Consider the following 24,450-nt stretch of genomic DNA (forward strand, 5'->3'; position numbering starts at 1 on the left):
CGCACGGGCGCCCTGCGTTTCCCAACGGGCACGGTGGCAGGTTTTCCAGATAGTCCAGGCGGGTCAGGTCACCACGCTGACCACGTTGGAGCAGCCGGCGGCATCACAGACTTTGTAGGACGTGGTTTTTCCACCCTTGATTTTGTTGACGTAGGAGCCCGTGTTGGCCACGGACTTCTGCGTCCCGTTGATCCATAGGGTCACGTTGGTGCCCGTGGCCCCTGTCCACGTCAGGGTGGTGGTGCTGACGGACTTCGCCTTGGTGGTGGCGGCAGCCAGCTTGATGGCGGAGGCAGGTTGCGCCGGTGCTGGGCCGGAAGCCGCGGTGAAGGAGAAATCCCTGATCACCACGCTTTCGGGTTTCACATGGGCAGGATCCCCGCCGCCGCCCCCGGTGACCCAGAGGTTGAAGTGGATCTGCTCCTGGGCCGGCACCGGGACAGTGGCCCCTTCCAGGATGGTGCGCTTCAGCAGGCTCCCGGCGAATCCCTCGCCGGCAAATGATTCGAACGTGATCTTCCCCGGCTCCCACACCATCCGGTGGGTGGTGATGGGGTCCGGCGTGACGTCGAAGACCGTGGTGTTGTTGCCCTCGCCGGGAGGCTTGGTGGCATCAAACCAGTAGCCGTGCCCCTGGCTCACCGGCCAGGATTGCCCGTACGCGGCGCCGCCGCCCCACGCAGAGGCCTCACAGAGATCGATTTCGTTGTAGCCCGGTTCGGCCAGGGGATCGTAGGTGAACAGGCATCCCCACACCACCTCTTTCTGCAGAGTTTCCAGGTTCTTTTCCACGGTGGTGCTGTAGGTCCCGTAGCCGAACCCTTTCCGCGTGGACTGGAACTCGGCTGCCACAGGGGCATCGCCGGTGGGATTGGTCAGGTTCATCGTGATGTGGCCGTTGGCGTCCGGGTTGCTGACGTTCGCGGCTGCAAAGGCCTTGTTGTACTGCGGGGCGCCGCCCCAGAACCTTTTCTCCCAGTTGAATCCCTTCCAGGCGAAGTTGCCTGAGGGCCCCGGATTGGGATCCATCGGCGTGGTGTCCGCTGCCTGGGCGGGCGGCACGCAGGCAAGCATTGCGACGGCGGCCGCTGCCAGCATTGCCAGCGGTGTGGTCCGGCGCTTGGGATGTGAGACAAAAAAGCGAAAGTCAGCCATGAAACGCCCCTTTTCGGTTGCTCCCAGCGAGCAATTGCGCCCCTGAGGAGCACAGGTTGATCTTCAGCCAGGAACTCTGCAGAAGGCAATAGCTCAACGGACTTAATTTTTAGTGAGGCAAATCTCAGTAAATGCGCAATATTTGCCAAAGCTCAAGAAATGCTCAATTTAGACGAAGCAAATAAGCTCACTTGCAATTCCTTGGGCTAGGCTCGTACCGGTCCCACGGTGCGGAATAATAAAAGCAATCCATATTGCCCGTTTCTCCGAATGTTCCTTGAATGTGCCTGAGGAAAACCTGGGCGCAAAATGAAGTGAAGCTTGGGGGAGTGCATGGTGGAGCGCGGTGTTGCCGTGGTGGTGGAAGACGACGACGACATCAGGACAACGCTGACGGAAGTGCTGCAGCAGTCGGGGTTCGCCGTCCATTCAACAGCCTCGGGCGTTGCAGGCGTGGATGCCGTCCGTGAGCACAACCCGGACATCGTCACCATAGATGTTGGCCTTCCGGACTTCGACGGCATTGAGGCGTCCCGGCGGATCCGGACGTTCAGCGACGCCTACCTCATCATCGTCAGTGGCAGGGTGGACGAAGCCGACACCCTGATGGGGTTCGAGGCCGGCGCGGACGACTATCTCACCAAACCCTTCCGCCCCCGCGAACTGCGTGCGCGGATTGCGGCCATGCTCCGGCGGCCGCGGACCCTGCGGGAGGCGCCGGCGGAGCGGGCGCTTCCGCCGCGAAGAGGCGAACGGCTCTCACCGGGGCAGGCCCCGCACGGTGATCCTCACGGGCCGCACGAGGGCCCTGAGGGTGAAGCGGGTTCGCCTCCGGCTCCGGGCTGCTGCGATTTCGCCCACCGGGGCCTGACCCTCCATGAGGCGTCCCGCCAGGCGTCGATCAATGGGGAGCCCGTGGACCTGACGCGCACCCAGTTCGACATCCTCCTGGTCCTGATGGAGAACGGGCGGACCGTCCAGACCAAGGCGGACCTGGTGCGGCGGCTCCGCAACGAGCCGTACAACACCGGATCCTTTGTCACCGCAGGGGAAGAACGCGCCGTCGAGGTCCACCTGGGCAACCTGCGCAAGCGCCTGGGGGACAGCTCGCAGAATCCCCGCTGGGTGGAGACCGTCCGCGGCGTGGGCTACCGGATGACGCCGTAGCAGCAGAGTTCCTTGGCGTACCCTCAGTCAGTAGCCGGCGTCACCGCCGGCCCTTCGGAGGGGGCGGAAATGACCTGGGAAACCGTCGCCGGAATTGTGGCCGGCCTGCTGCTGGCGTACGCCGTGCTCCTTGTGCTCCTGTGGATCTATGCCCGGCGCCACCCCGAAACCGTCACCATGAAGGACGCGCTGCGCCTGCTCCCGGACCTGCTCCGGCTGGTCCGGAGGCTGGCCGCGGACCGGACGCTGGCCGCCGGTGTGCGGGTGCGGTTGGTGCTGCTGCTCGCCTACCTGCTCCTGCCCATCGACCTGGTGCCGGACTTTGTTCCGGTGATCGGCTACGCGGATGACGCCGTGATCGTGGCGCTGGTGCTGCGTTCGGTGCTCAAACGGGCGGGTCCCGGGGCGCTTGAGCGGCACTGGCCCGGAAGCCCTGCGGGACTGGAGATCATCCTCCGCGCGGCGGCGCCGGTCCGCCGTCGGCCGTAAATTCTTTGGCTGTATCCGCGCCTTTTCTGCCGGGGGGCTGTTAGCGTGAAGGACCGGCCAATGAAGGAGGAGCGATGACTGTTAACTCACCAGATTCACTGCCTGAGGATGATCGGCAGGAGGGTACGGCCACTGCGCAGGGAAAGGACGACGGCGGTGTTCCCGGCCAGGAGGATGGCGTAGGGATCGGAGCGGATGCCGAGCCCAACACCTTTGAACCCGAAGAGGATCCGGACGCCACGGAAGCGCCGGAGACCGATTAGGGATTGAATCCCGGCGCCCCGGATGGATCCCTCAATGTTTAATCAAGATTTGCGGCAACCCTGCGAAATGGACTTTCGGGCCTGTAGGCGGCTGTAAGTTTCTATCTGTTTCCACGTTATTCCCCAACACGGAAGCACCAAGGAGCCCCCGCGCTGGAGCCAGACTCGCGCGGGGGCTTCGCCATTGTTGGCTAGCGATCCGAGCGGCGGACCATCTCGTTGATCCACGCGGGTGCAAACGGGGACGTGCAGCCCGGGGGCGTGGGATAGTCCTTGAGAACCTGCAGCCGCTCGCCGATCTCCAGTGCCCGGGCCCGATGCCCCGCGTGGTGGATCCCAATGTGGGCAAGGCAGGTGTTCATGGCCCACTGCAGCCGGTCCGGAGCGGTTTTCATCTCCGCCTCGATGACGTCCAGCAGCCCCGGAAGGTCCAGGCCCTCGGGAGACTTGGCCACGCGCTCGCTGGTTAGGGCCCAGCCGGCACCCGCCACCACCGGATCCGGGTCGGCCAGCCATGCGACGCGCAGTTCCTCGGCGTGCGGGTTCTTCTTCACCACGTAGTTCACCAGCCAGTCCTGCACCTTGGCCGCGCGCGACTCGCGCAGCATGGCGTCCAGCTCATCCCGCCCAAAGGCCTTGGGCCGGCAGACCAGGAGCGCCAGCAGCCTGGCCGCTGTATCACCGGTGGCCCACAGCTCCCGGGCAAGGTCCTGCTGGGTCTTCAGCCGCTTGGCGATGGCGCGGAGCTTGCTGAGGTTCACGCCGTGATCATCGCCGTGCCGCTCGTTCACCTCGCGTGCCTTCGGGTCCTCGAGCGCGGCCAGCTCAGCCATCAGCTCCGCCACTGTTGCTCCGGCCACTTTTGTTCCCGCCACTGGTGTCTCAGCCACCGTTTGTCTCCTGTCCGTCGCCTGCGGGTTTTCAGCCTACGGCAGCCCCGAAACATAGTCCCGCCCCGCCCAAAGCGCAACCAGTCGAAAGACCCTACTCGCCCGTCCGCACCCTGCCTACCGTGGCAGCATGGCTGAGGAGCGTTTTGTCCCGGGGGTAGACGGAGCAGCATCGGACGCAATGCTGAAGGTAGGCAGGTTCTTCACAAAATGGGACCAGACCGACGACGGCAGGGCAGTCTTCCGGGAGGGTGGCCGCAAGGGCGATATCTTCTATCGCGACCGGTGGAGCCACGACAAGGTGGTCCGCTCCACCCACGGCGTGAACTGCACCGGCTCCTGCTCCTGGAAGGTATACGTCAAGGACGGCATCATCACCTGGGAATCCCAGCAGACCGACTACCCTTCGGTGGGGCCGGACAGTCCTGAATACGAACCACGAGGCTGCCCCCGCGGGGCGGCCTTTTCCTGGTACACCTACTCGCCCACCCGGGTCCGCTTCCCCTACGCCCGCGGTGTCCTTGTGGAGATGTACCGCGAGGCCAAGGCGCGGCTGGGGGATCCGGTCCTCGCCTTCGCCGAGATCGCGGCGGACCCGGACAAACGGCGCCGCTACCAGCAGGCCCGCGGCAAGGGCGGCCTGGTCCGGGTGTCCTGGCAGGAGGCCATCGAAATTGCCGCCGCCGCGCACGTGAACACCATCAAGACCTACGGCCCGGACCGCTGCGCCGGCTTCTCGCCCATTCCGGCGATGTCCATGGTTTCGCACGCGGTGGGCACCCGGTTCATCCAGCTCATCGGCGGCGTGATGACCTCCTTCTACGACTGGTACGCGGACCTTCCGGTGGCCAGCCCGCAGGTGTTCGGGGACCAGACGGACGTCCCCGAATCCGGCGACTGGTGGGACGCCCGGTACCTCATGATGTGGGGCTCCAACGTCCCCGTCACCCGCACCCCGGACGCGCACTGGATGGCCGAGGTGCGCTACCGCGGCACCAAAGTGGTCACCGTCAGCCCTGATTATGCGGACAACACCAAGTTCGCGGATGAGTGGCTCCCGGCCCAGGCCGGAACCGACGCCGCGCTGGCCATGGCCATGGGCCATGTGACGCTCAAGGAATTCTTCGTGGACCGGCAGGTCCCCTTCTTCACGGACTACGTGAAGCAGTACACGGACCTGCCGTTCCTGGTCAGGCTGGAAAAGCGCGACAACGGCGCCCTCACGCCGTCGAAATTCCTCACCGCCGGGGACATCCCGGGGGAGTCCGGGGCTGAGGACGCTGCCTTCCGCACCGTCCTGTTCGACAAAAAGACGGGCCGTGCCGCCGTCCCGAACGGTTCCATGGGGTTCCGCTACTCCGGAAGCGGCGAGGGCAAGTGGAACCTGGACCTTGAGGGGATGGAACCGGCGCTTTCGCTGCGGGAGGTCTCGGGGGAAAGCGCCGAGATCCTGCTCCCGTGCTTCGAGCAGGCGGACGGCACCGGCAGCGTGCTCCGCCGCGGGGTGCCCGTCATCGAGGTGGAGGGCCAGTTGGTCACCACGGTGTTCGACCTGATGCTCGCCCAGTACGGCGTGGGCCGCGAAGGGCTCCCCGGCGAGTGGGCCGCGGGGTACGACGACGCCGCCACTCCTTACACCCCGGCGTGGCAGGAGGAGATCACGTCCGTTCCGGCCCAGGCCTGCATCCGTGTGGCGCGCGAATTTGCCCGCAACGCCGAGCAGTCCAAGGGCCGCTCCATGATCATCATGGGCGCGGGCATCTGCCAGTGGTTCCACGGCGACACCACGTACCGGGCCATACTGGCGCTGGTGATGCTGACCGGCTGCATGGGACGGAACGGCGGCGGCTGGGCCCACTACGTGGGGCAGGAAAAGACCCGGCCCATCACCGGCTGGGTCTCGCTGGCCAATGCCCTGGACTGGTCCCGGCCGCCCCGCACCATGATCGGCACCGGGTACTGGTACATGCACACGGACCAGTGGCGCCAGGATGGATACTCAGCCGATGCGCTGAAGTCCCCGCTGTCCACCGGCGCCCTGGACGGCCTGCACACCGCGGACGCCATCGCCCAGTCCGCCCGGCTTGGATGGATGCCGTTCTACCCGCAGTTCGACCGCAACCCCCTGGACCTCGCCGACGAGGCAGAGGCCGCCGTCGCCGCCGGAACCGCAAAAGATACCCCCACCTACATCGCGGACGCACTCAAGAACCGGACCCTGAACCCGGCCATCGAGGACGTGGACGCTCCGGAGAACTGGCCGCGCACCCTGGTCCTGTGGCGTTCCAACCTCTTTGGTTCCTCCGCGAAGGGCAACGAGTACTTCCTGCGGAACCTGCTGGGCACGCACAACAACGTCTTAGGCGAGGACCATGCCGAGGGGCTCAAACCCACGCACGTGAAATGGCACGAGCAGGCGCCGGAAGGGAAACTGGACCTGCTGGTCTCCGCCGACTTCCGGATGACCTCCACCACCTTGCTGTCCGACGTCGTGTTCCCCGCCGCCACCTGGTACGAGAAACACGATCTGTCCTCCACGGACATGCACCCGTTCGTCCACGCGTTCACGCCGGCGATCGACCCGCCCTGGGAAACCAAGACCGACTTTGACACTTTCCACCTGCTGGCCCGGGAGTTCTCCCGGCTGGCCAAGGCCCACCTGGGAGTCCGCCGCGACCTGGTGAGCGTGCCGCTGCAGCACGACACCCCGGGCCAGCTCGCCCAGCCCGGCGGAATCGTCCGCGACTGGCGGGAGCCGGACATCCCCGCCGTCCCGGGGCAGAACATGCCCGTCTTTTCCGTGGTGGAGCGGGACTACACAACCATCGCGGACAAGCTGGCCGCCGTCGGTCCCCTTGCGGACAGGCTGGGCTTCACCGTTAAGAACGTCACGTACAAACTGGAGGAGCCGCTGAAGCGGCTCAGCCACTCGAACGGCGTGATGCTCGGCGGCGCCGCGGACGGCCGCCCGGCCATGGACACGGACGCGAAGATGGCGGAGGCCATCCTGGCGTTCTCCGGCACCACCAACGGTGCGCTGTCCGTGCAGGGCTTCAAGGACCTGGAAGTCCGGACCGGGCGGAAATTGGCGGACCTGTCCGAGGGGTCCGAGGAAAAGTTCATCACGTTCGCCCAGACCCAGGCCGCCCCCGTCCCGGTGATCACCTCGCCGGAATGGTCCGGTTCGGAGACTGGCGGCCGCCGCTACGCCCCGTTCACCATCAACATCGAACGGCTCAAGCCCTTCCACACCCTCACCGGCCGGATGCACTTCTTCCTGGACCACGACTGGATCACGGACATCGGCGAAGCCCTTCCCATTTACCGGCCGCCACTGGACATGCACAGGCTGTTCGGCGAACCCAAACTCGGGCAGAACGGGCAGCTGGAGGTGGTAGTCCGGTACCTGACGCCGCACTCCAAGTGGTCCATCCACTCCGAATACCAGGACAACCTGCTGATGCTCTCGCTCTCCCGGGGCGGGCCAACGGTCTGGATGAGTCCGGCGGACGCCGACTCCATCCAGGTCAGGGACAACGACTGGGTGGAGTGCCTGAACATCAACGGCGTCCTGGTAGCCCGGGCAATCGTCAGCCACCGGATGCCCGCTGGCGTGGTCTACGTCCACCACGCCCAGGAGCGGACCATCGACGTCCCCAAGTCGGAGGCCACCGGACGGCGCGGCGGCATCCACAACTCGGTGACCAGGCTGCTGGTGAAACCCTCGCACCTGATCGGCGGCTACGCCCAGCTGGCGTACGCGTTCAACTACCTCGGCCCCACCGGAAACCAGCGCGACATGGTGGCCACGGTCCGCCGCCGCTCACAGGAGGTGCAGTACTGATGCGAGTCATGGCGCAAATGGGCATGGTGATGAACCTGGACAAGTGCATCGGCTGCCACACGTGTTCGGTCACCTGCAAGCAGGCGTGGACCAACCGGGCGGGTACCGAGTACGTCTGGTTCAACAACGTGGAGACGCGTCCCGGGCAGGGCTATCCCCGGCGCTACGAGGACCAGGACAAATGGCGCGGCGGCTGGAGCCTGAACAAGCGTGGCAAGCTGGTGCTGAAGGCCGGCGGGCGGGTGAAGAAGATGTTCGGGCTGTTCGCCAGCCCGGTCCAGCCTGAGCTCAAGGACTACTACGAACCCTGGACCTACGACTACAAAACCCTGGTGGACGCACCCCTGGGCGACGACTTTCCGGTGGCCCGGCCGAAATCCCTGATCACCGGGGAGGACACCAAGGTCACCTGGTCCGCGAACTGGGATGACAACCTGGGTGGCTCCGCGGAGCACGGCCACCTGGACCCGCTGGTGGAAAAGGTCCGGCGGGAGTCTGAGGACAAGATCAAGTTCGCCTACGAGCAGACCTTTATGTTCTACCTGCCGCGGATCTGCGAGCACTGCCTGAACCCGTCCTGCATGGCCTCCTGCCCCTCCGGCGCCATCTATAAGCGGGTGGAGGACGGGATTGTGCTGGTGGACCAGGACAAGTGCCGCGGCTGGCGGCAGTGCGTCACCGGCTGCCCGTACAAGAAGATCTACTTCAACCACAAGACCGGCAAGGCCGAGAAGTGCACGTTCTGCTACCCCAGGGTGGAGGTGGGGATTCCCACGGTGTGCTCGGAGACCTGCGTGGGCAGGCTGCGGTACCTGGGGCTGTTTTTGTACGACGCCGATGCCGTCACCGCCGCGGCGTCCGTCACCGACCCGCAGGAACTCTACGACGCCCAGATGGACGTGCTGCTGGACCCCAACGATCCCGCCGTCCAGGCCGAAGCAAGGGCGCAGGACATCCCGGAGGACTGGATCGACGCCGCCCGCCGCTCGCCGGTGTACGCCCTGGCGAAGGTGTACAAGGTGGCGCTGCCGCTGCACCCCGAGTACCGGACCATGCCGATGGTCTGGTACGTGCCGCCGCTGTCCCCGGTGGTGGACCTGCTGCGGGACCAGGGGCACGACGGCGAGGACCACGGCAACCTGTTCGGCGCCATTGATGCGCTGCGCATCCCGGTGGAGTACCTCGCCGAGCTGTTCACCGCGGGGGACGCGGACCGGGTCACCGCGGTGCTGAAGAAGCTCGCGGCCATGCGGGCGTTCATGCGCGGGATCAGCCTGGGCAATGATCCGGACGAGTCCATCGCCGAGGCCGTGGGCATGGACGGGCAGACCATGTACGAGATGTACCGGCTGATGGCCATCGCCAAGTACGACGAGCGGTACGTGATCCCCAAGGCACACGTGGAGCAGGCGCATGACCTGGAGGAGATGGGCTGTTCGCTGGATTTCGACGGCGGCCCGGGCATGCAGGATTCCTCGCCTTTCGGTGAGGCGAGCGGCAGGCCGGTGCCGGTTGCGGTGGACACGTTCAACGCCCTGCGGGACCGGCAGACCAGCGACGAGGTATCGGCCGGGACGAGCCTGAAGGGCCGGGTGAACCTGCTGAACTGGGACGGCCGCGGGGCACCGCCGGGGCTCTTCCCGGACAAGGGACCCGAGCCGGGGACCCTGGCCGCGGCGGAGGACCAGCCGTGAGCCGCCGGGACCAGGTGGTGTACATGGCCGGTGCGTGGTGCCTGTCCTACCCGGACCAGGACCTCCTGGGCAAAGTGCCGCTGATGCGCGCCGCGCTCGCGGAGTTCCCCGGCGCCGTCGAACCCTTCCAGGAAGTGCTGGACGCGCTCGAGTCCACCCCACTGATGGAGGCCCAGGCGCACTACGTGCGGGAGTTCGATCTCAGCCGGCGCCACGCGCTGCACCTGAGCTACTGGACGGATGGGGACACCCGGCGCCGCGGCGAGGTGCTGGGCAGCTTCAAGAAGGCGTACCGGCAAAGCGACATCCTGGTGGACACCCAGGGGGAACTGCCGGACTACCTGCCCATGGTGCTCGAGTACACCGCGCTGGTGGATTTCGCCGCAGGGCGGGAGTTGCTGATCCGGTACCGGCCCAGCCTTGAGATGCTGAAGTTTGGGCTGCTCGGGGACAAGCTGCCGCACGCCAGGATCCTTCAGGCCATTTGCGCCACGCTGCCCGGAAAGTCGCCGGCGGACGAACAGGCCGTGATGCGGATGGCAGGCTACGGGCCGCCCACTGAGGCAGTGGGCCTTGACCCCTACGATCCGCGCCTGCTGCCAGTGAAGGGGGCCTGACATGGTGACCCTTGAAACGCTGCCCTTTGAAACGCTGCCTTATGAAACACAGCCCGGTGCCGCCGTCGAACTTTCCGCCCTGGACATTGTGCTGTGGGGCGTGCTGCCCTACGTGATGGTGGTGGTCCTGGTGGGCGGACTGGTCTGGCGCTACAGGTACGACCAGTTTGGGTGGACCACCAGGTCCTCCCAGCTGTACGAGTCCAGGCTGCTGCGGATTGCCTCGCCGCTGTTCCACTTTGGGCTGCTCGCCGTGGTTGCCGGGCACTTCTTTGGCCTGGTCATTCCAAAGTCCTGGACGGAAGCGGTGGGAATGAGCCAGGACTTCTACCACTTCAACGCCCTGTTCGTGGGCGGGATTGCGGGCATCGGGACACTGGGCGGGATCATGCTGCTGATCTACCGGCGCCGCACCACCGGGCCTGTGTTCATGGCCACCACCAAGAATGACAAGGCCATGTACGTCGTGCTCACGGCGGCCATCGTGTTCGGTTTGTGGACCACCCTGGCCAGCGTGTTCGAGGGCGAGCACGGGCACAACTACCGGGAAACCGTGGCGCCGTGGTTCCGGTCCCTGTTCATCTTCCAGCCGGACATTGCCGTCATGGCTGCGGCGCCGTTCTCCTTCCACCTGCACACGCTGGTGGGGATGGCGTTGTTCATCATTTGGCCTTTCACCCGGTTGGTGCACGCTTTCACCGCGCCGTTCCACTACCTGTTCCGCCCGTACATCGTGTACCGCTCGCGGGATCGCGACGGCGGCAGGACGGGCGGGCGCGCGGGTACACGGCCCGCAGGCAGGGCCGGGAGCAGGTCCCGTGGCAATGCCGCGCAGAACCCCAACGCCCCCGCCGGCAAACGCGGCTGGTCGGCGGTCGGGACCGAGGACCGGGACACCCGGAACCGGTGAGGGGAGCACACCATGACTGAAGCCGCACGCCCCGCGAATCCCGCACCGCCCGCGGAAACCTCCCATCCCGGCAAGGGCCTGAACCTGGCGCTGGCCACCAGCGCGTCCGTCATGGCCTTCTGGGCGTGGAACATCGTGGCGCCCCTGGGTGCCCGCTATACCCAGGAGATGGGGCTGGACTCCACCGCCACCGCGGTTCTGGTGGCCATGCCGATTTTCGTCGGATCGCTGGGCCGGATCGTAGTGGGAGCCATGACGGACCGGTTCGGCGGGCGGGTGATGTTCACGTTCGTGCTGCTGGGCAGCGTTCCTCCCGTCCTGCTGGTTGCCCTCGGCGGCAGCCTGGGTTCCTATGCGGTGGTGCTGGGCGCCGGACTGCTGCTGGGGATCGCAGGTACCGTGTTCGCCGTCGGAATTCCTTTTGTTTCCGCCTGGTACGAGCCGTCGCGGCGAGGTTTCGCCACCGGCGTGTTTGGCGCCGGGATGGGCGGGACCGCGCTGGCGGCCTTCCTCACCCCGCGGCTGGTGACCTGGATCGGGTACCTGCCCACGCACCTGCTGATTGCCGGGCTGCTGGTGGTGATGGGGGCCGTAATCTGGTTCAACCTGAAGGAGTCGCCGGACTGGCACCGGAACACCGCGCCGGTGATCCCCAAGCTCAAGGACGCAGCCGGACTCGCCGTCACCTGGAAGCTGTGCTTCCTCTACGCCATCGTCTTCGGCGGGTTCGTCTCCTTCGCCACCTACCTGCCCACGTACCTCCGGGACATCTACCAGTTCGATCCCACCGCTGCCGGCACCCGCACCGCCGGGTTTGCCTTGGCGGCGGTGCTGTTCCGGCCCATCGGGGGAGTTCTGGCGGACCGGATCGGGTCCAAACCGGTGGTCCTGTCATCCCTGGCAGGCATCGCGGTCCTGGCGTTTGTGGTGAACCTGAGGCCCGACGGCGAAATCCCGGCCGGACTCACCTTCGTGGCGATGGCCGCCGCGCTTGGCCTGGGGACCGGCGGCGTGTTCGCGTGGGTTGGGAGGCTCTCACCGCAGGGGAAGGTGGGCAGCATCAGCGGCATTGTCAGCGCGGCCGGCGGGATGGGCGGCTACTTCCCGCCGCTGGTCATGGGCGCCACGTACAACGCCGAAGACAACAGCTACTTCATTGGGCTGATGCTGCTGGTGGTCACGGCCACGGTCGCGTTTGTGTTCACGCTGGTTGCCATCCGCCCACCCCAGCAGCCCGCACCGCAGGGTGTATTGAAAGGGACATAAAAGTACGACGGCGGGCGGCCGGCCCGGCCGGGAATGGTTTCGTTACGAGCTGCAACAGTTCGGGTCCAATCGGTTGATTAATAGGTCCCGGGAGCCGCCGTGGCTGCACAATGGGAGGATCACAACGGCTTCCAGGGAGGCGGACATGCGGCGGTCAGCGTGGCCCGGCGCGGCACTATTTCTCTCGCTTTCGCTGCTCACGGCGTGCGGTGGGCCGGCCGCCCAACCGCAGGCGACGCCGTCGGGCGTTACCTCTGCCGCGAGCGAACCAGCGACGCCCACTGCGACGCTGACGGCCGCACCGCCCAGCGCGACCGTGAGTCCGAGCGCCAGCGCCCCGCCGTCGGCGTCCTGGACCACCTATACGACGGCGGCGGGCGATCTGGCCTTCGACCTTCCGTCCACCTGGAGCATCACGGACCCGGCTGGGGAGCTGGCTGAGGGCGGCGGAGCGTTTGCTGAGGTGACCAGTGAGGACGGGCGGCTGCTGGCGACGCTGCGGACCAACATGGCCACCGGGTCCACGTGTACGGAGAAGTACCCCTACTCAGTGTTGGAGTCGCAGGACCTGCCGCAGCTGGCCCAGTACGGCACCGTGCCGCGGTATACGTTCGAGACCCGCGGCAACGACGCCGCGGCCGGCCCGCCGGACACCCCGGCGGCGGCCTACGGCATCACCACCGCGCCGCTGCCCGAAGGTGACTCGGCCTGCTACATGTTCCACTTCTTCAACTGGCCGCCCAACGCCGCCACGTTCGGGGCGTTCTACAACCCGGAACTGAACCTGACACCGGGGGACCCGTCGCTGCCGTACCTGGAGAAGGCCAAGCTGTATGCGGGGACGCCGGAGTATGCGGACATCAAGCGCATGATCACATCGCTGCGGCCGGCGGGGTAGGGGATAGTCCTTGGACGGTGCGATTATCGGCCTGCTCGGTGCTCTGCTCGGGGCCGTTCTGACCTACGCCTTCAACCGGAAGAACGCCGCCGAAATGCGGCTCCATGAGGCCCGAATTGATGCCTACAAGACCTTCGCGCAAGCGGCGATGGAGTACCGGCGGACTGTGATGGATGAATGGTTCGAGGGACACGGTGTGGATCTAAAAACGGAGGACGACGACGTTCACCGCGCCCGCGGATCGGCATGGTCCGCCTATTACGGCGTACGCCTTTTGGCGAGTGAGAAGGCCATTGGGGACCTGGCGCATGACGTGCTCACACATATCACAGCCCTAAAGAAACTCGACAGCCGCCGGGATTTGAACGAGCAGGGCGAACGCTGCCGGGCAGAGGTTGAAGAGTTCGTGGAGTCAGCTCGGGCGGACGTCCAATCCCGCAGGGGCCTGCGACAATTCATCTGACGGCACGATATCGATCCAGTAGCGGCGTTTGCCGTTGCGGCTGTCCTCGTAGGTGCCGCCGTTCTTTTCGATGGTGCCCCGGGAACCGAAGTTGTCCTCATCGCAGGTTAAGAGAACCCGGGTGATCCCCAGTTCGCGCGCAATGGGCAGGGCGTCGGCCAGTGCTTTCGCGGCGTGGCCGCGGCGCCGGGCTGAGGGCCTGACGCTGTAGCCGATGTGGCCACCCTCGTTGAGGAGGAAGTCGGTTAGTTCGTGCCTGATGGCCAGGGACCCAAGGAAGGTGCCACCTTCCACAATCCACAGGTAGGTGCAGGGCACATGCGCTGGATTCCGCGGGCTCTCCGGTAGGGCATCTTTGACGAGCCAGTCCACAAAACGGCCGAACGTCTGGGGGTCTCTCAGGTCTTCCAGGGGCCAGTCCTCGGCGCCCGCGCCGTCCTGACGGGTGCCGTTGAAATTCCCCGCCCCTTCCAGCCAGGAGGAGTGGTAACTAACGTCCGGAGCGATAAGGCGGGCCATCACACGAGCGTAATCGAGCCCGTGCCTCACTTCCGCAATCGCGCAGGTCACGGCCGGTCGAGGGCCTGCTCCCACGCCGACTGATGCTGCCGGACGTACTGGGCAGCGCCACGCCAGTGTTCCCCGTGGCCGTTGACGAACATGTCCGCCCACGGCTGGAACCCGGTCTCGTGCGAGGACTCCAAGAGTGTGAACATAGCTGCAGTTCGCTCCGCCATCGCTGCCGGCAACGCGCTGCGGAGCGATTCGTCAGCCTGGTAACCGTCAACAATTGCACGCAGTCTTGCGGCCGCTTCCTTCACCGGCTGTCCGTCGAACAGCATGGCGAAAGACTGCGCTGCGTACGCAAGGTCCCATAGCCGTGTGCTGGGACCGGCACCGTCCCAGTCGATAAAGACCCACCGATCACCCCTGACGAGGTTCCATGGCGCGAGGTCGTTATGGCACATCAGGTCTGGAGCTTCAGCAGGCAAGAGCATGTTCCAGCCGTCCGGATCAGGAATCACAAAAGCTTCGCTCGCGTCGTGGATCCGGCGGATCATGCGGCCAACCCGCAGCAGATCGTCGCGGGTGAGCGGCAGTTCCTCCAGCGCGAGGACGCCTTCCACGAACTCCACAACGCTCCGGCCGTCGTCGTCCTTTCCCAGAGGTTGGGGAACGTCCACCCCGGACGAGCGGAGCGCGCGGAGATAGTCCTGCACAGCGGCGGTGTTATCCAGCCAGGGTTTCCGTACGGTGTTGCCGACGCGCACAACCTTGCCGGACGCATTGCCGCCTGCAAGTTCCTGCTCGTCCGGGACCATCACAGCAGGCTATCGGTGAAGTCCCGTGTCAAAATAATCCAACTCGAAACCATCAGGGACAACGTCATCGATCCAGCCGCCCGGATGGCGGGTACGTGTCACTCAATGAGGAGCACGTCGGGCTGCGTAATGTCCTAGCCTGAGGCCGGCCGTCCGCGTGTCCATACCCGGCAGCTCTGAGGTGTTCCAGCTAGCACATGCTCCTGGCTGTCTCTTGGATAGCGTCCTCCATCTCGGGGACGAGCGGAGGCGCGTCGGTGACGTTCAGATCCCGGGGCGGAAGCACCGAAGCCACCGTCACCTGCTGGTGCCCATCTAAGGAGGAAACAGATTGGACACTATACGGGCCCCCGCCCCCGGACAGGAAGACGTGGCGTGTGCCCGGGCAGATGTCATCGCTGAGACGGATGCCACCTAAGGGAAATGGCTCGGACTCAATCATGCTCTTCCACGTTTCTTCGCGAATGAATCGGCCCGTGGTGAGCGACGCCGCGAACCTGCTGAGATCTTCAACCGTTGAAATGACCCCAGAATCGGCCGATCCGGCGATCGCGTCAATACGCGTGAAGTCGCGCCTGTTCCCGCTCTCCAGCACGTACCCATGCAGCATGGGCTCGGGCGGCTGCCCTGCCGCCGCCACGTGCGTGCTGCCCATTCCTGCCGGCTCAAATACGTCCTTGGCGAGAACCTCGTCGAGTCCGCGGTTGTGTTTGCTTTCCAGCAACCAACCCAGCACTTCCCAGTCCGTTGCAGACCATGCAAAGTAGGACACGGGCCCTGGCGGAAGGTCTACCCCCGCTGCAATCCTTAACCGTTCCTCGAAGGTCAATACGCGCGTTTGGAGCTCGTCCAGGCTCGCGGATTCAATCAGGGGTGGAAAGTAGTCAGGGAGGCCGGAGGTACTGCCCAGAAGGTCCCGCACCGTGACACGGTCCCACGCCGGGAAGATTGCTGTGAACTCGGGCAGATGAGCGGAGACGGGATCTTCAAGGCGCACGGCGCCGGTCTCCGCCAGCTTCATCACGGACACGGCGACCATGGGCGTACCCGCCCCGATAATCCACGTTTTGTCCGTAGGGATCGCCATGCTGTTGGACTTCAGGTCTCTCACACCGGTGGCCATGAGCTCTTCTTGGTCTCCGTTCCGAACATGGAAGACCACGGCAGGCGCTCCATGCGCGGACGCGTCGGCCGCAAAAGCTTCCAGCGTCGCGGCGAGGTTTTCAGCCGGGGTGGTGGCTGTTTCGTCGGGGGCGATAAACGTGCAGCCGGAAAGCACAAGAGCCACGGCCAGCACCGCAGCGTGCTTGTTCATTAGGGAACCGGCCCCATCGGATTTCGCGGCCGGTCTCCAGCCTCCAGGTGCCCCGACCATCTCTGGCTGCGGCGACCGTACTTGCCACACTTAGTGCAACGCCGACGGAAGCCGCCGTCGGGCATCCTTTCCACCAGCCAGTGGTGCCCGACATTGAGCCTGCACATCAGGGCCCGGATCATGACCACTCCTCTCCGAGAATGTGTCGCCCAGCCCACTTCCAATTATGTTCCCGAAACTTGTCATTGGGTCCTTCGGGAACCGAGCACTTTGACTGCTTCCTCGACCGGAATTTACTCGCTTTCATCGGTCGAACCGGTGGGGATTGGGCTCGGAATAGCTGCACGCACAAAGTGCCAGCGCCGCGCCCGGTGCGGCAGTCCCACTCCTTATGAGTAGGGGTGGTGTGACGCGGGGTCGAGGAATATCTCCCGGGGCCAGCGGCTTGCAGCTAGGGGCCATTGCCCAGGCGAAATTCAGCACAAACCAGAAGGAGCTTCATGACTATTGGCGCAGGAACAACCGCAGGGACCGAAAAGACTGCTCTTGTTGTGGGGGCGACCGGCATAGCGGGGTCTGCCCTGGTCGATACCTTGTCAGGCCAGGGGTGGAGTGTGCTTGCCCTTTCCCGGAAGCCCGGGGCAGAGAGGCCCGGAGTTCGGTGGCTCTCCGCGGACCTGACCTCGGCTGCGTCGCTGGCCGATGCGCTCGGTCCGGAGAATCCCTCCCATGTCTTCTTCACGGCATGGTCGCGGCAGGACACCGAGGAGGAAAACATCTCCGTCAACGCCGGCATGGTGCGGGACCTCCTGGCTGCACTTCGCGGCAAGGACGTAGCCCACGTTGCATTGATGACCGGACTGAAGCACTACCTCGGACCCTTCGAGGCTTACGCCGCCGGGGAAATGCCGGACACGCCCTTCCACGAGGAGGAGCCGCGCCTGCCGGTCCGGAACTTCTACTACGCCCAGGAGGACGAGCTCTGGGCGGCCGCGGCCGGGCAAGGGTTCACCTGGTCCGTGCACCGCGCGCACACGGTGATCGGGCACGCCGTCGGAAACGCCATGAACATGGGCCTCACGCTCGCCGCCCAGGCCACCCTGTGCCGGGAGAGCGGGGAGCCGTTCGTCTTCCCGGGCTCCGAAACACAGTGGAACGGCCTGACGGACATGACGGACGCGGGCCTGCTCGCCGAGCACATGATCTGGGCATCCACCACGCCAGCAGCCGCGAACGAGGCCTTCAACATCGTCAACGGCGATGTGTTCCGGTGGCGCTGGATGTGGCCGAAGCTCGCGGCGTACTTCGGCGTGAAGTGGGAGGGATACGAGGGATCACCCCGCCCCCTGGAACAGTCAATGGCGGGCCGGGAGGACCAGTGGCGGGACATTGCCGCGCGCCACAACCTCAGCGAGCCGGACCTGAATCGGCTGGCGTCCTGGTGGCACACGGACGGCGACCTGGGGCGCGGCATTGAGGTTGTGACGGACATGGGGAAGAGCCGGGATGCCGGGTTCACCGGCTACCGGCGGACGCTGGATGCCTTTACCGCGCTCTTCGACCGTTATAAGGCTGAGAGCCTGATTCCCTGATTTGCTGTTGACCAGTGGCAAACGTCCGGGCCGGCCGCAAACGCAGCCGGCCCGGACGCAGTGGTCAATGGAGCAGCATCACTTGAGGTCGAAGCGGTCCAGCTCCATGACCTTCACCCAGGCCGCCACGAAGTCGTTGACGAACTTCTCCCTGGCGTCGTCGCTCGCGTAGACCTCGGACATCGCCCTGAGCTGGGAGTTGGAGCCGAACACCAGGTCCACCGGGGTGGCGGTCCACTTCAGCTCGCCGGTAGCGACGTCTGTGATCTCGTAGACGTTCTCCTCGTTCTCCGAGGCTTTCCACTTGGTGCCCGGGGAGAGCAGGTTGACGAAGAAGTCGTTCGTCAGGACCTGCGGCCGGTCCGTGAGGACGCCGTGCTTGGAGCCGCCGATGTTGGTGCCGAGGGCGCGCATGCCGCCGATGAGCGCTGTCATCTCCGGTGCGGACAGGTCCAGCAGGTACGCCTTGTCCAGCAGGAGGGTCTCCGGCTGGAGCTTCTCGCCGGGGCGCACATAGTTACGGAACCCGTCAGCCCGCGGCTTCAGGTACTGGAACTGCTCGACGTCGGTCTGGTCCTGGGCGGCATCGGTGCGTCCCGGACGGAACGGCACGGTGACGCGGAAGCCGGCGTCGCCCGCCGCCTTCTCCACCGCCGCGCATCCGCCGAGGACGATCAGGTCCGCCAGCGAGACCTTCTTGCCCCCGGACTGGGACGAGTTGAACTCCTGCTGCACGCGCTCGATGGCCTGCAACGCCGTCGAAAGCTGCTCAGGTTCGTTCACCTCCCAATTGCGCTGCGGCTCCAGCCGGATCCGGGCACCGTTGGCGCCGCCGCGCCGGTCCGTCTTGCGGAAGGTGGAGGCGGCAGCCCATGCCGTGGTGGCCAGTTGGGAGACGGACAGGCCCGAGTCCAGGAGCGATGCCTTGAGCGAGGCGATGTCCTGCTCGCCAATCAATTCGTGGTCGACGGCGGGAACGGGGTCCTGCCAGAGCTGGGCTTCCGGGACCCACGGTCCCAGCATGTGTGGGCCCACGGGACCCATGTCGCGGTGCAGCAGTTTGTACCAGGCCTTGGCGAAGGCGAGCTGGAACTCGTCCGGGTTCTTCAGGAAGCGCTGCCCGATTTCCTCATAGACGGGATCGAAGCGGAGCGACAGGTCGGTTGTCAGCATGGTGGGCCGGTGCTTTTTCGCGGGGTCGTGCGCGTCGGGAATGATCTCCGGGGCGTCCTTGGCAACCCACTGATGGGCGCCGGCGGGGCTCTTGACCAGCTCCCACTCGTACTCGAACAGGATCTCCAGGAAGCGGTTGCTCCACTGGGTGGGCACGTCCGTCCAGGTGACTTCCAGGCCGGAGGTGATCGTGTCGCCACCCTTGCCGCTGCCATAGGTGCTGAGCCAGCCAAGGCCCTGCGCTTCAAGGTCGGCGCCTTCGGGTTCGGGACCTACGTGAGCATCGGCGTCGCCGGCTCCATGGGTCTTGCCGAACGTGTGGCCGCCCGCGATCAGGGCAAACGTCTCTTCATCGTTCATGGCCATCCGCTTGAACGTCTCACGGATGAACGCTGCGGCGAGCTTGGGGTCCGGATTGCCCATGGGCCCTTCGGGGTTGACGTAGATCAGCCCCATTTCCGTGGAGCCGACTTCCTCCGACATCTGGCCTTCGCCGATGTAGCGTTCGTCGCCCAGCCAGGTGTCCTCCGGACCCCAGAAGATCTCCTCAGGCTCCCACACGTCCTCGCGGCCGAAGGCGAAACCGAAGGTCTTGAAACCCATGGATTCGAGGGCGACGTTGCCGGCGAGGACCAGCAGGTCCGCCCAGGAGAGTTTCTGGCCGTACTTCTGCTTGACCGGCCACAGCAGCCGCCTGGCCTTGTCCAGGTTGGCGTTGTCCGGCCAGCTGTTGAGGGGCGCGAACCGCTGGCTGCCGTCCCCGGCGCCGCCGCGGCCGTCGTGGACGCGGTACGTGCCGGCAGCGTGCCAGCTCAGGCGGATCATCAGGCCGCCGTAGTGGCCGAAGTCAGCGGGCCACCAGTCCTGGGAGGTGGTGAGGACCTCGGTGATGTCCTGCTTCAGTGCCTCGACGTCGAGCTTCTGGAACTCCTCGCGGTAGCTGAAGCCCGGGCCGAGCGGGTTGCCCTTGGGTTGGTTGGCGTGAAGCACGGAGAGGTCCAGCTGGTTGGGCCACCAGTCCGCAACGGTGCGCGGCCGGTGCCCCTTGGGCTGGGGCGAATCAATGGCCGGGTTTTCGCTCTCGCTGCCGTGCGAGGTCACGCTGCCATGGTCCACCGGGCATCCGCCCTCGACCTTGCTGTCCAGGCCTTGGGCACTTCCGGGAGTGGGTATCGGAGGGTGTTCCGGACGATCGGTCATGTGCTTCCTTCCATCTGGCCGAGGCCGTGGAGCGGACTCGGGCGGCCGGTTCAACCTTCCCATTTGATCATGGACTGGCCGCCCGGGGGAGGGGCCGTTTGCCATAAGAGAGCAGGCTGGATTGCCGAGGCATCCGGCCAGCTTCAGCTCCTGTTGAGCGGGCTGCCTAGTGCGCTGCGCCGAGCTCGATCAGCAGGACCCCGCCGATGATGAGTCCGAGCCCCAGCATCATGACGGGGGTGATTGTCTCCTTGAAGAAGACACGGCTGGCCAGGGCCGTCAGGGCGACGCCGGCCGCGGCCCAGATGCCGTAGGCCACCCCGAGGTTCATGTCCTGTTGGAGGGTCAGCGTCAGGAGGGTGAAGGCCAGGAAGTATCCGACGGCGACAGGCACGTACCAGCGCCGCTTACCGGTGGACGCGACCCGCAGCAAAAGGGTGGCGGTCACCTCGGTGAGGATTGCGGCCGTCAGCAACAGCCACATCATGAGCGGACCACTTCTTTTGCGGGTTCTGCTGCCGGTTCCTTGTGTGACCCGAGTTCAACACACAGCACGCCGCCGATCACCATGGCGACGCCGACCATCATCACGGGCGTCAGCGCTTCACCAAAGAGGAGGGCAGCCAGCAGCACGGTGAGTGTCACTCCCAGCGCAGCCCAGATCCCATAGGCGACGCCAAGGCCGAGGCCTTTGCGGAGGACTCCGGCGAGGAAAGCGAAGGACGCGGAATAGCCGAGGACCACCACAATGAAGAAAGCAGGATTATCAAGGGCCGCTTTCAGGGAGAGGGACGCCGTCACCTCACTCAGGATGGCACCGGCGAGAAGAATCCACTTCATGAAAACAGTCCTTGAATTTCGTTGGGGCTTGGTCCCCGTGGGTGCAACCGCAGGAGTGCTGCTGGTGTTCCCGGGCTTCCCACCGCCGAGAAACGCTGGGGAGGCCCGGGAGGCTGGTTACGCCTGCGGGACCAGCTCCAAACCGGCAACTGCGGAGCTTCCGAGGTCACTCCCTGCAAGGGCCTGATTCGCAGCCAGGGCACTGGTCCAGGTGTCAGTATCCGCTACTGCTGCCCAGTTCGAGTTCAGCAGCGCGAGCAGCGTGGTGTGCACGGTCTTCGCGTCGGCGGAGCCTGCGTGGTTGGCAATGTTGATGGCGCCGGTGGCGTCTGAGAGGACTTCGGTGGTGAAGCCAAGGAACTCTGCCTCCACGGCGGAGGCGAGCACGCAGTTGTTGGTCATGTAGCCGGCCAAGGTGACCGTGTCGACGTCGTGCTTCCGCAGCCATTCGGCGAGGTCCGTGCCGGCATAGACGGAACCGTACTGTTTGACCAGCTGCTTCCAGTCGCCGGTTTTACGGCCCTCAACCTCGGGGTGCAGCTCGAACCCGGGTGTGCCCGGGGCAAACACGGGTGCACCAACGCCCGCGGAGTGCTGGATCACGGCAACCGGAATGCCTGCGGCAGTGGCGGCGTCAATTGCCCTGGCAATCGTGGGCAGGGACTCCTGATGCGGCGGGTACTGGATCTCGAGGGGTCCGCTGAAGTACTGCTGCTGCACGTCAATGAGGATGAGGGCGCGGCGGGGGGTGCTCATAATCTTGTTCTCCCTGGTGTTTCTCTCGGCTGCCTGCTGGCAACTTTTCCAGTCTTCCCGCCGCGGATGTGTGCCAACAGTGGCACGAAGGCGGATATACGATGGATTCGGGCCAAGCTGTTTGGAAGGGGTGGGATGAGGATCGCGGTGTACGCGTTCGATGGGGCAACGATGTTTCACCTTGCCGTTCCGCAGATGGTTTTTGACGAGGTTGCCCGGCAGGGCCTTGCCGGCTGGAAGACGGTTCTCTTTTCTGACCAGGCAGGTGAGGTCACCACCGCTGAGGGCTACCGGCTGGGCGAGGTGGAAGGGCCGGAGGCCGCGGAGGCGGCGGACGTTGTGGTGGTGCCTTCATGGTTCGACGACGGGCGCCTCCCCAGTGATTCGCTGCGGCAGGTGCTCCAAGAGGCGCACGGGCGCGGGGTGCCGATCTTGGGCTTGTGCCTTGGGGCAATCCCCGTGGCCGACGCCGGCTTGCTCGCGGGGCGTCGGGCGGTCACGCACTGGCAGGCGTTCGATTCCCTTGCCGGACGGCACCCTGATATCGCCCTGGACCAGTCCGTGCTCTACATCGACTACGGCGACGTGCTGACCTCGGCCGGAACCGCCTCCGCGCTGGACGCGTGCCTGCACCTGGTGCGGGCCCGGCTCGGGGCGGAGGCGGCGAACCAGGTGGCACGCAGCCTGGTCATCGCACCGCACCGGGAGGGCGGGCAGGCGCAGTACATCGAGCGCCCTGTTCCTTCCCGCTCCACCGACGATCCGATCTCGCGCCTGCTGGAATGGGCCCTGGGCCGCCTGGGTGAACCCCTGACCATTGACCTGCTGGCGGCGCAGGCGCACCTGAGCCGCCGGACTTTCGTCCGTTCCTTCCGGGCAGCAACAGGAACGACGCCCGCCGCCTGGATCCGGGCCCGCCGCCTTGACGCAGCCCGGCGGCTGCTCGAAACCTGCGACCTGTCCATCGAACAGGTGGCCGCGGACTGCGGCTTCGGCAACGCCGTCACCCTCCGGCAGAACTTCGCGGCCGCCTTTTCGACGACGCCCACGGAGTACCGGCGGCAGTTTGATACCCGGGCTGGTTAGCACCTCGCTTTTCACACGGCGTTTAGCCGCGGTCCCGGGCCATGGCCGCTTCCGTATTCCGGGTTCCGGTTGCTGCTCCGTGGGGTGACGCTTCCCCGATCCGCGCGATGTCCTCCGCGGTGAGCTCGACCTCTGCTGCGGCAGCGTTCTCTTCCACCCGGTGTGCCTTGGTGGTCCCTGGGATGGGGGTGGTGCCATTGTGGATCACCCAGGCAAGCGCGAGCTGCGCCGGTGTGATGCCCTTGCGCCCGGCGAGCGTCCGCAGCACGTCGACGATCCGGAGGTTGGCCTCGATGGCTGAGTCCGAGAATCGGGGCAAGTTCCTGCGGGCATCGCCTTCCGGCAGGTCATCCTTCCTGGTGATTGTCCCGCCCAGAAAGCCCCGGCCCAGCGGTGAGAAGGGAACAAACCCGATGCCGAGTTCACGTGCGGTATCAAGGACGCCGTTGTGCTCCGCGTCCCGCTCGAACAGGCTGTATTCCGACTGGATGGCAGTGATCGGGAACGTCGCGTGGGCCCTTCTCAGGGTTTCGGCGGAAGTTTCAGATACGCCGATGTAACGGACCTTTCCGGACTCTACCGCCTGCCCCATCGCCCCGATCGTTTCCTCGATCGGTGTAGCCGGGTCGACGCGGTGCAGGTACCAGAGATCGATATGGTCGGTTCCCAAATGGCGAAGGGACCGGTCGAGTGCCCTGCGTGCGTACTCAGGGGAACCGTTCGGCCCATGAGGCGTCCCGTCGTCGTCGAACTCAATGGCGAACTTCGTTGCAATGCCCACGCGATCGCGGTCTCCGCCAAGCGCCTTCCCCAGCAATTGCTCATTGGCGAAGGGCCCATAGGCCTCTGCAGTGTCGAACATGGTCACTCCGAGGTCCAGTGCACGGCGGATGGTCCTGATCGATTCGTTCTCCGTGGCACCGCCGTAGAAGGCGCTCATGCCCATACATCCAAGTCCCATGACTGAGCTGGTCAGGCCCTGCGAGCCCAGTGCAACCTGTTTCATATGCTGTCCTCCAAACACAAGCTCCGGAACATCCGGGTGCATTCAGCGTCGATGCTGGTGTGCACACCATGTCAAATGCGAAACTTGGAAGCATGCCTTCCCTGACACCGGCCGGACCCGATGCTGGCCTCACGATCAGTGAGGCTGCAGATGCCCTCGGCATCACCGTTGACACCATTCGCTATTACGAGAAGGAAGGGATCGCCCCCGCGCCGGAGAGAGGCCCGAGCGGATGGCGCCGGTACGATCCTTCCACCATGAGCTGGCTCGCGGGCGTGCTCATGCTTCGCGGTACCGGCATGAATATCCAACAGATGCGCGACTACGCCGCCGCATACCAGGCCGGGGCATCCACCGAAGACCGGCTGGCACTGCTTGAACAGCACCACGCAGCCGTTCTTGAACGTCTAGCCGGCGTGCACCTGCACCTCAGTGCCCTGGAACGGAAAATCGATGCCTACAAGGAAGCCATCCACTCCGGCAGGCAGGTGCCAAGCCCTTAGC

23 protein-coding genes are annotated in these 24,450 nt (G+C 65.5%); 13 read left to right on the forward strand and 10 right to left on the reverse strand.

What is annotated here, in order from left to right:
- Positions 1 to 63: 63 nt before the first annotated feature.
- The gene (locus tag IEX43_RS15530; RefSeq protein WP_229666493.1) at positions 64 to 1,155 is read right to left on the reverse strand and encodes a LamG domain-containing protein; all 1,092 of its coding nucleotides are present in this window, start codon (positions 1,153 to 1,155) and stop codon (positions 64 to 66) included.
- Between the two features lie 333 nt (positions 1,156 to 1,488).
- On the opposite strand from IEX43_RS15530, the gene IEX43_RS15535 reads away from it, so the two are divergent.
- The 3 genes from IEX43_RS15535 (at position 1,489) to IEX43_RS15545 (ending at position 3,074) form a co-directional block, all read left to right on the forward strand.
- On the forward strand, positions 1,489 to 2,322 hold the full coding sequence (locus IEX43_RS15535) for a response regulator transcription factor (RefSeq protein WP_188812388.1): 834 nt from the start codon (positions 1,489 to 1,491) through the stop codon (positions 2,320 to 2,322).
- Between the two features lie 69 nt (positions 2,323 to 2,391).
- Complete coding sequence (locus tag IEX43_RS15540; protein WP_188812390.1) at positions 2,392 to 2,811, forward strand: YkvA family protein; 420 nt, start codon at positions 2,392 to 2,394, stop codon at positions 2,809 to 2,811.
- Between the two features lie 74 nt (positions 2,812 to 2,885).
- Positions 2,886 to 3,074, forward strand: coding sequence for a hypothetical protein (locus IEX43_RS15545; RefSeq protein WP_188812392.1), 189 nt, complete (start codon positions 2,886 to 2,888; stop codon positions 3,072 to 3,074).
- Positions 3,075 to 3,265: 191 nt separating this feature from the next.
- On the opposite strand, the gene IEX43_RS15550 is transcribed toward IEX43_RS15545, so the two are convergent.
- Positions 3,266 to 3,907, reverse strand: a complete 642-nt coding sequence (locus IEX43_RS15550; protein ID WP_188812465.1) for a DNA alkylation repair protein — start codon at positions 3,905 to 3,907, stop codon at positions 3,266 to 3,268.
- A gap of 187 nt (positions 3,908 to 4,094) precedes the next feature.
- Here IEX43_RS15550 and IEX43_RS15555 point away from each other — a divergent pair, with 187 nt between their 5' ends.
- The 7 genes from IEX43_RS15555 to IEX43_RS15585 all read left to right on the forward strand — a co-directional run bounded on the left by IEX43_RS15555 (position 4,095) and on the right by IEX43_RS15585 (position 13,656).
- Positions 4,095 to 7,808, forward strand: coding sequence for a nitrate reductase subunit alpha (locus IEX43_RS15555; RefSeq protein WP_188812394.1), 3,714 nt, complete (start codon positions 4,095 to 4,097; stop codon positions 7,806 to 7,808).
- Positions 7,808 to 9,502, forward strand: coding sequence for a nitrate reductase subunit beta (gene narH, locus IEX43_RS15560; RefSeq protein WP_188812396.1), 1,695 nt, complete (start codon positions 7,808 to 7,810; stop codon positions 9,500 to 9,502). The genes IEX43_RS15555 and narH overlap by 1 nt, the downstream gene beginning before the upstream one ends.
- On the forward strand, positions 9,499 to 10,119 hold the full coding sequence (gene narJ, locus IEX43_RS15565) for a nitrate reductase molybdenum cofactor assembly chaperone (protein ID WP_188812398.1): 621 nt from the start codon (positions 9,499 to 9,501) through the stop codon (positions 10,117 to 10,119). Before narH ends, narJ begins: the two co-directional genes overlap by 4 nt.
- A 1-nt stretch (position 10,120) precedes the next feature.
- On the forward strand, positions 10,121 to 11,029 hold the full coding sequence (gene narI, locus IEX43_RS15570; protein WP_188812400.1) for a respiratory nitrate reductase subunit gamma: 909 nt from the start codon (positions 10,121 to 10,123) through the stop codon (positions 11,027 to 11,029).
- 12 nt (positions 11,030 to 11,041) lie between these two features.
- Complete coding sequence (locus tag IEX43_RS15575) at positions 11,042 to 12,295, forward strand: MFS transporter (protein WP_188812403.1); 1,254 nt, start codon at positions 11,042 to 11,044, stop codon at positions 12,293 to 12,295.
- A 145-nt stretch (positions 12,296 to 12,440) separates the two neighbouring features.
- Entirely contained in the window at positions 12,441 to 13,193 is a 753-nt protein-coding gene (locus IEX43_RS15580; RefSeq protein ID WP_188812405.1) for a hypothetical protein, read from the forward strand.
- Between the two features lie 10 nt (positions 13,194 to 13,203).
- Complete coding sequence (locus tag IEX43_RS15585) at positions 13,204 to 13,656, forward strand: hypothetical protein (RefSeq protein WP_188812407.1); 453 nt, start codon at positions 13,204 to 13,206, stop codon at positions 13,654 to 13,656.
- On the opposite strand, the gene IEX43_RS15590 is transcribed toward IEX43_RS15585, so the two are convergent.
- The 3 genes from IEX43_RS15590 to IEX43_RS15600 form a co-directional block, all read right to left on the reverse strand.
- On the reverse strand, positions 13,606 to 14,175 hold the full coding sequence (locus IEX43_RS15590; RefSeq protein WP_188812409.1) for a GNAT family N-acetyltransferase: 570 nt from the start codon (positions 14,173 to 14,175) through the stop codon (positions 13,606 to 13,608). The two genes, IEX43_RS15585 and IEX43_RS15590, sit on opposite strands and share 51 nt — an antisense overlap.
- Positions 14,176 to 14,222: 47 nt before the next feature.
- Positions 14,223 to 14,978: a phosphotransferase gene (locus tag IEX43_RS15595; protein ID WP_188812411.1), complete on the reverse strand. Its 756-nt coding sequence runs from the start codon at positions 14,976 to 14,978 to the stop codon at positions 14,223 to 14,225.
- Between the two features lie 190 nt (positions 14,979 to 15,168).
- The gene (locus IEX43_RS15600; RefSeq protein ID WP_188812413.1) at positions 15,169 to 16,293 is read right to left on the reverse strand and encodes a serine hydrolase domain-containing protein; all 1,125 of its coding nucleotides are present in this window, start codon (positions 16,291 to 16,293) and stop codon (positions 15,169 to 15,171) included.
- Between the two features lie 500 nt (positions 16,294 to 16,793).
- On the opposite strand from IEX43_RS15600, the gene IEX43_RS15605 reads away from it, so the two are divergent.
- On the forward strand, positions 16,794 to 17,885 hold the full coding sequence (locus tag IEX43_RS15605; RefSeq protein ID WP_188812415.1) for an SDR family oxidoreductase: 1,092 nt from the start codon (positions 16,794 to 16,796) through the stop codon (positions 17,883 to 17,885).
- A 78-nt stretch (positions 17,886 to 17,963) separates the two neighbouring features.
- Here the strand turns inward: IEX43_RS15605 and katG are convergent, their stop codons facing one another.
- The 4 genes from katG to IEX43_RS15625 form a co-directional block, all read right to left on the reverse strand.
- Entirely contained in the window at positions 17,964 to 20,258 is a 2,295-nt protein-coding gene (gene katG / locus IEX43_RS15610; protein WP_188812417.1) for a catalase/peroxidase HPI, read from the reverse strand.
- Positions 20,259 to 20,424: 166 nt separating this feature from the next.
- A complete protein-coding gene (locus IEX43_RS15615) occupies positions 20,425 to 20,745 on the reverse strand; it encodes a DMT family transporter (RefSeq protein ID WP_188812419.1) in 321 nt (106 codons plus the stop codon).
- On the reverse strand, positions 20,742 to 21,098 hold the full coding sequence (locus IEX43_RS15620) for a DMT family transporter (RefSeq protein WP_188812421.1): 357 nt from the start codon (positions 21,096 to 21,098) through the stop codon (positions 20,742 to 20,744). Before IEX43_RS15620 ends, IEX43_RS15615 begins: the two co-directional genes overlap by 4 nt.
- Before the next feature lie 117 nt (positions 21,099 to 21,215).
- Positions 21,216 to 21,854 carry an isochorismatase family protein gene (locus IEX43_RS15625; RefSeq protein ID WP_188812423.1) on the reverse strand — a complete coding sequence of 213 codons (639 nt, stop codon included), beginning with the start codon at positions 21,852 to 21,854 and terminating at the stop codon, positions 21,216 to 21,218.
- 135 nt (positions 21,855 to 21,989) lie between these two features.
- Here IEX43_RS15625 and IEX43_RS15630 point away from each other — a divergent pair, with 135 nt between their 5' ends.
- Positions 21,990 to 22,940, forward strand: a complete 951-nt coding sequence (locus IEX43_RS15630) for a GlxA family transcriptional regulator (protein WP_188812425.1) — start codon at positions 21,990 to 21,992, stop codon at positions 22,938 to 22,940.
- Positions 22,941 to 22,962: 22 nt separating this feature from the next.
- Here the strand turns inward: IEX43_RS15630 and IEX43_RS15635 are convergent, their stop codons facing one another.
- Complete coding sequence (locus IEX43_RS15635; RefSeq protein WP_188812427.1) at positions 22,963 to 23,946, reverse strand: aldo/keto reductase; 984 nt, start codon at positions 23,944 to 23,946, stop codon at positions 22,963 to 22,965.
- 92 nt (positions 23,947 to 24,038) lie between these two features.
- On the opposite strand from IEX43_RS15635, the gene IEX43_RS15640 reads away from it, so the two are divergent.
- On the forward strand, positions 24,039 to 24,449 hold the full coding sequence (locus tag IEX43_RS15640) for a MerR family transcriptional regulator (RefSeq protein WP_188812429.1): 411 nt from the start codon (positions 24,039 to 24,041) through the stop codon (positions 24,447 to 24,449).
- The last annotated feature ends 1 nt before the right edge of the window (position 24,450 follow it).

Origin of the sequence: Pseudarthrobacter polychromogenes, assembly GCF_014644495.1 — a bacterium.
GTDB lineage: Bacteria > Actinomycetota > Actinomycetes > Actinomycetales > Micrococcaceae > Arthrobacter > Arthrobacter polychromogenes.

What these genes read in the sequence shown, in the direction of transcription:
- IEX43_RS15575 (WP_188812403.1), top strand. Translation starts at nt 11,042, where the DNA reads ATGACTGAAGCCGCACGCCCCGCGAATCCCGCACCGCCCGCGGAAACC.
- IEX43_RS15540 (WP_188812390.1), top strand. Translation starts at nt 2,392, where the DNA reads ATGACCTGGGAAACCGTCGCCGGAATTGTGGCCGGCCTGCTGCTGGCG.
- IEX43_RS15640 (WP_188812429.1), top strand. Translation starts at nt 24,039, where the DNA reads ATGCCTTCCCTGACACCGGCCGGACCCGATGCTGGCCTCACGATCAGT.
- IEX43_RS15600 (WP_188812413.1), bottom strand. Translation starts at nt 16,293, where the DNA reads ATGAACAAGCACGCTGCGGTGCTGGCCGTGGCTCTTGTGCTTTCCGGC.
- IEX43_RS15605 (WP_188812415.1), top strand. Translation starts at nt 16,794, where the DNA reads ATGACTATTGGCGCAGGAACAACCGCAGGGACCGAAAAGACTGCTCTT.
- narI (WP_188812400.1), top strand. Translation starts at nt 10,121, where the DNA reads ATGGTGACCCTTGAAACGCTGCCCTTTGAAACGCTGCCTTATGAAACA.
- IEX43_RS15535 (WP_188812388.1), top strand. Translation starts at nt 1,489, where the DNA reads ATGGTGGAGCGCGGTGTTGCCGTGGTGGTGGAAGACGACGACGACATC.
- IEX43_RS15615 (WP_188812419.1), bottom strand. Translation starts at nt 20,745, where the DNA reads ATGATGTGGCTGTTGCTGACGGCCGCAATCCTCACCGAGGTGACCGCC.
- IEX43_RS15595 (WP_188812411.1), bottom strand. Translation starts at nt 14,978, where the DNA reads ATGGTCCCGGACGAGCAGGAACTTGCAGGCGGCAATGCGTCCGGCAAG.
- narH (WP_188812396.1), top strand. Translation starts at nt 7,808, where the DNA reads ATGCGAGTCATGGCGCAAATGGGCATGGTGATGAACCTGGACAAGTGC.
- IEX43_RS15545 (WP_188812392.1), top strand. Translation starts at nt 2,886, where the DNA reads ATGACTGTTAACTCACCAGATTCACTGCCTGAGGATGATCGGCAGGAG.
- IEX43_RS15550 (WP_188812465.1), bottom strand. Translation starts at nt 3,907, where the DNA reads ATGGCTGAGCTGGCCGCGCTCGAGGACCCGAAGGCACGCGAGGTGAAC.
- IEX43_RS15590 (WP_188812409.1), bottom strand. Translation starts at nt 14,175, where the DNA reads ATGGCCCGCCTTATCGCTCCGGACGTTAGTTACCACTCCTCCTGGCTG.
- katG (WP_188812417.1), bottom strand. Translation starts at nt 20,258, where the DNA reads ATGACCGATCGTCCGGAACACCCTCCGATACCCACTCCCGGAAGTGCC.
- IEX43_RS15620 (WP_188812421.1), bottom strand. Translation starts at nt 21,098, where the DNA reads ATGAAGTGGATTCTTCTCGCCGGTGCCATCCTGAGTGAGGTGACGGCG.
- IEX43_RS15630 (WP_188812425.1), top strand. Translation starts at nt 21,990, where the DNA reads ATGAGGATCGCGGTGTACGCGTTCGATGGGGCAACGATGTTTCACCTT.
- IEX43_RS15635 (WP_188812427.1), bottom strand. Translation starts at nt 23,946, where the DNA reads ATGAAACAGGTTGCACTGGGCTCGCAGGGCCTGACCAGCTCAGTCATG.
- IEX43_RS15555 (WP_188812394.1), top strand. Translation starts at nt 4,095, where the DNA reads ATGGCTGAGGAGCGTTTTGTCCCGGGGGTAGACGGAGCAGCATCGGAC.
- IEX43_RS15530 (WP_229666493.1), bottom strand. Translation starts at nt 1,155, where the DNA reads ATGGCTGACTTTCGCTTTTTTGTCTCACATCCCAAGCGCCGGACCACA.
- IEX43_RS15625 (WP_188812423.1), bottom strand. Translation starts at nt 21,854, where the DNA reads ATGAGCACCCCCCGCCGCGCCCTCATCCTCATTGACGTGCAGCAGCAG.
- IEX43_RS15580 (WP_188812405.1), top strand. Translation starts at nt 12,441, where the DNA reads ATGCGGCGGTCAGCGTGGCCCGGCGCGGCACTATTTCTCTCGCTTTCG.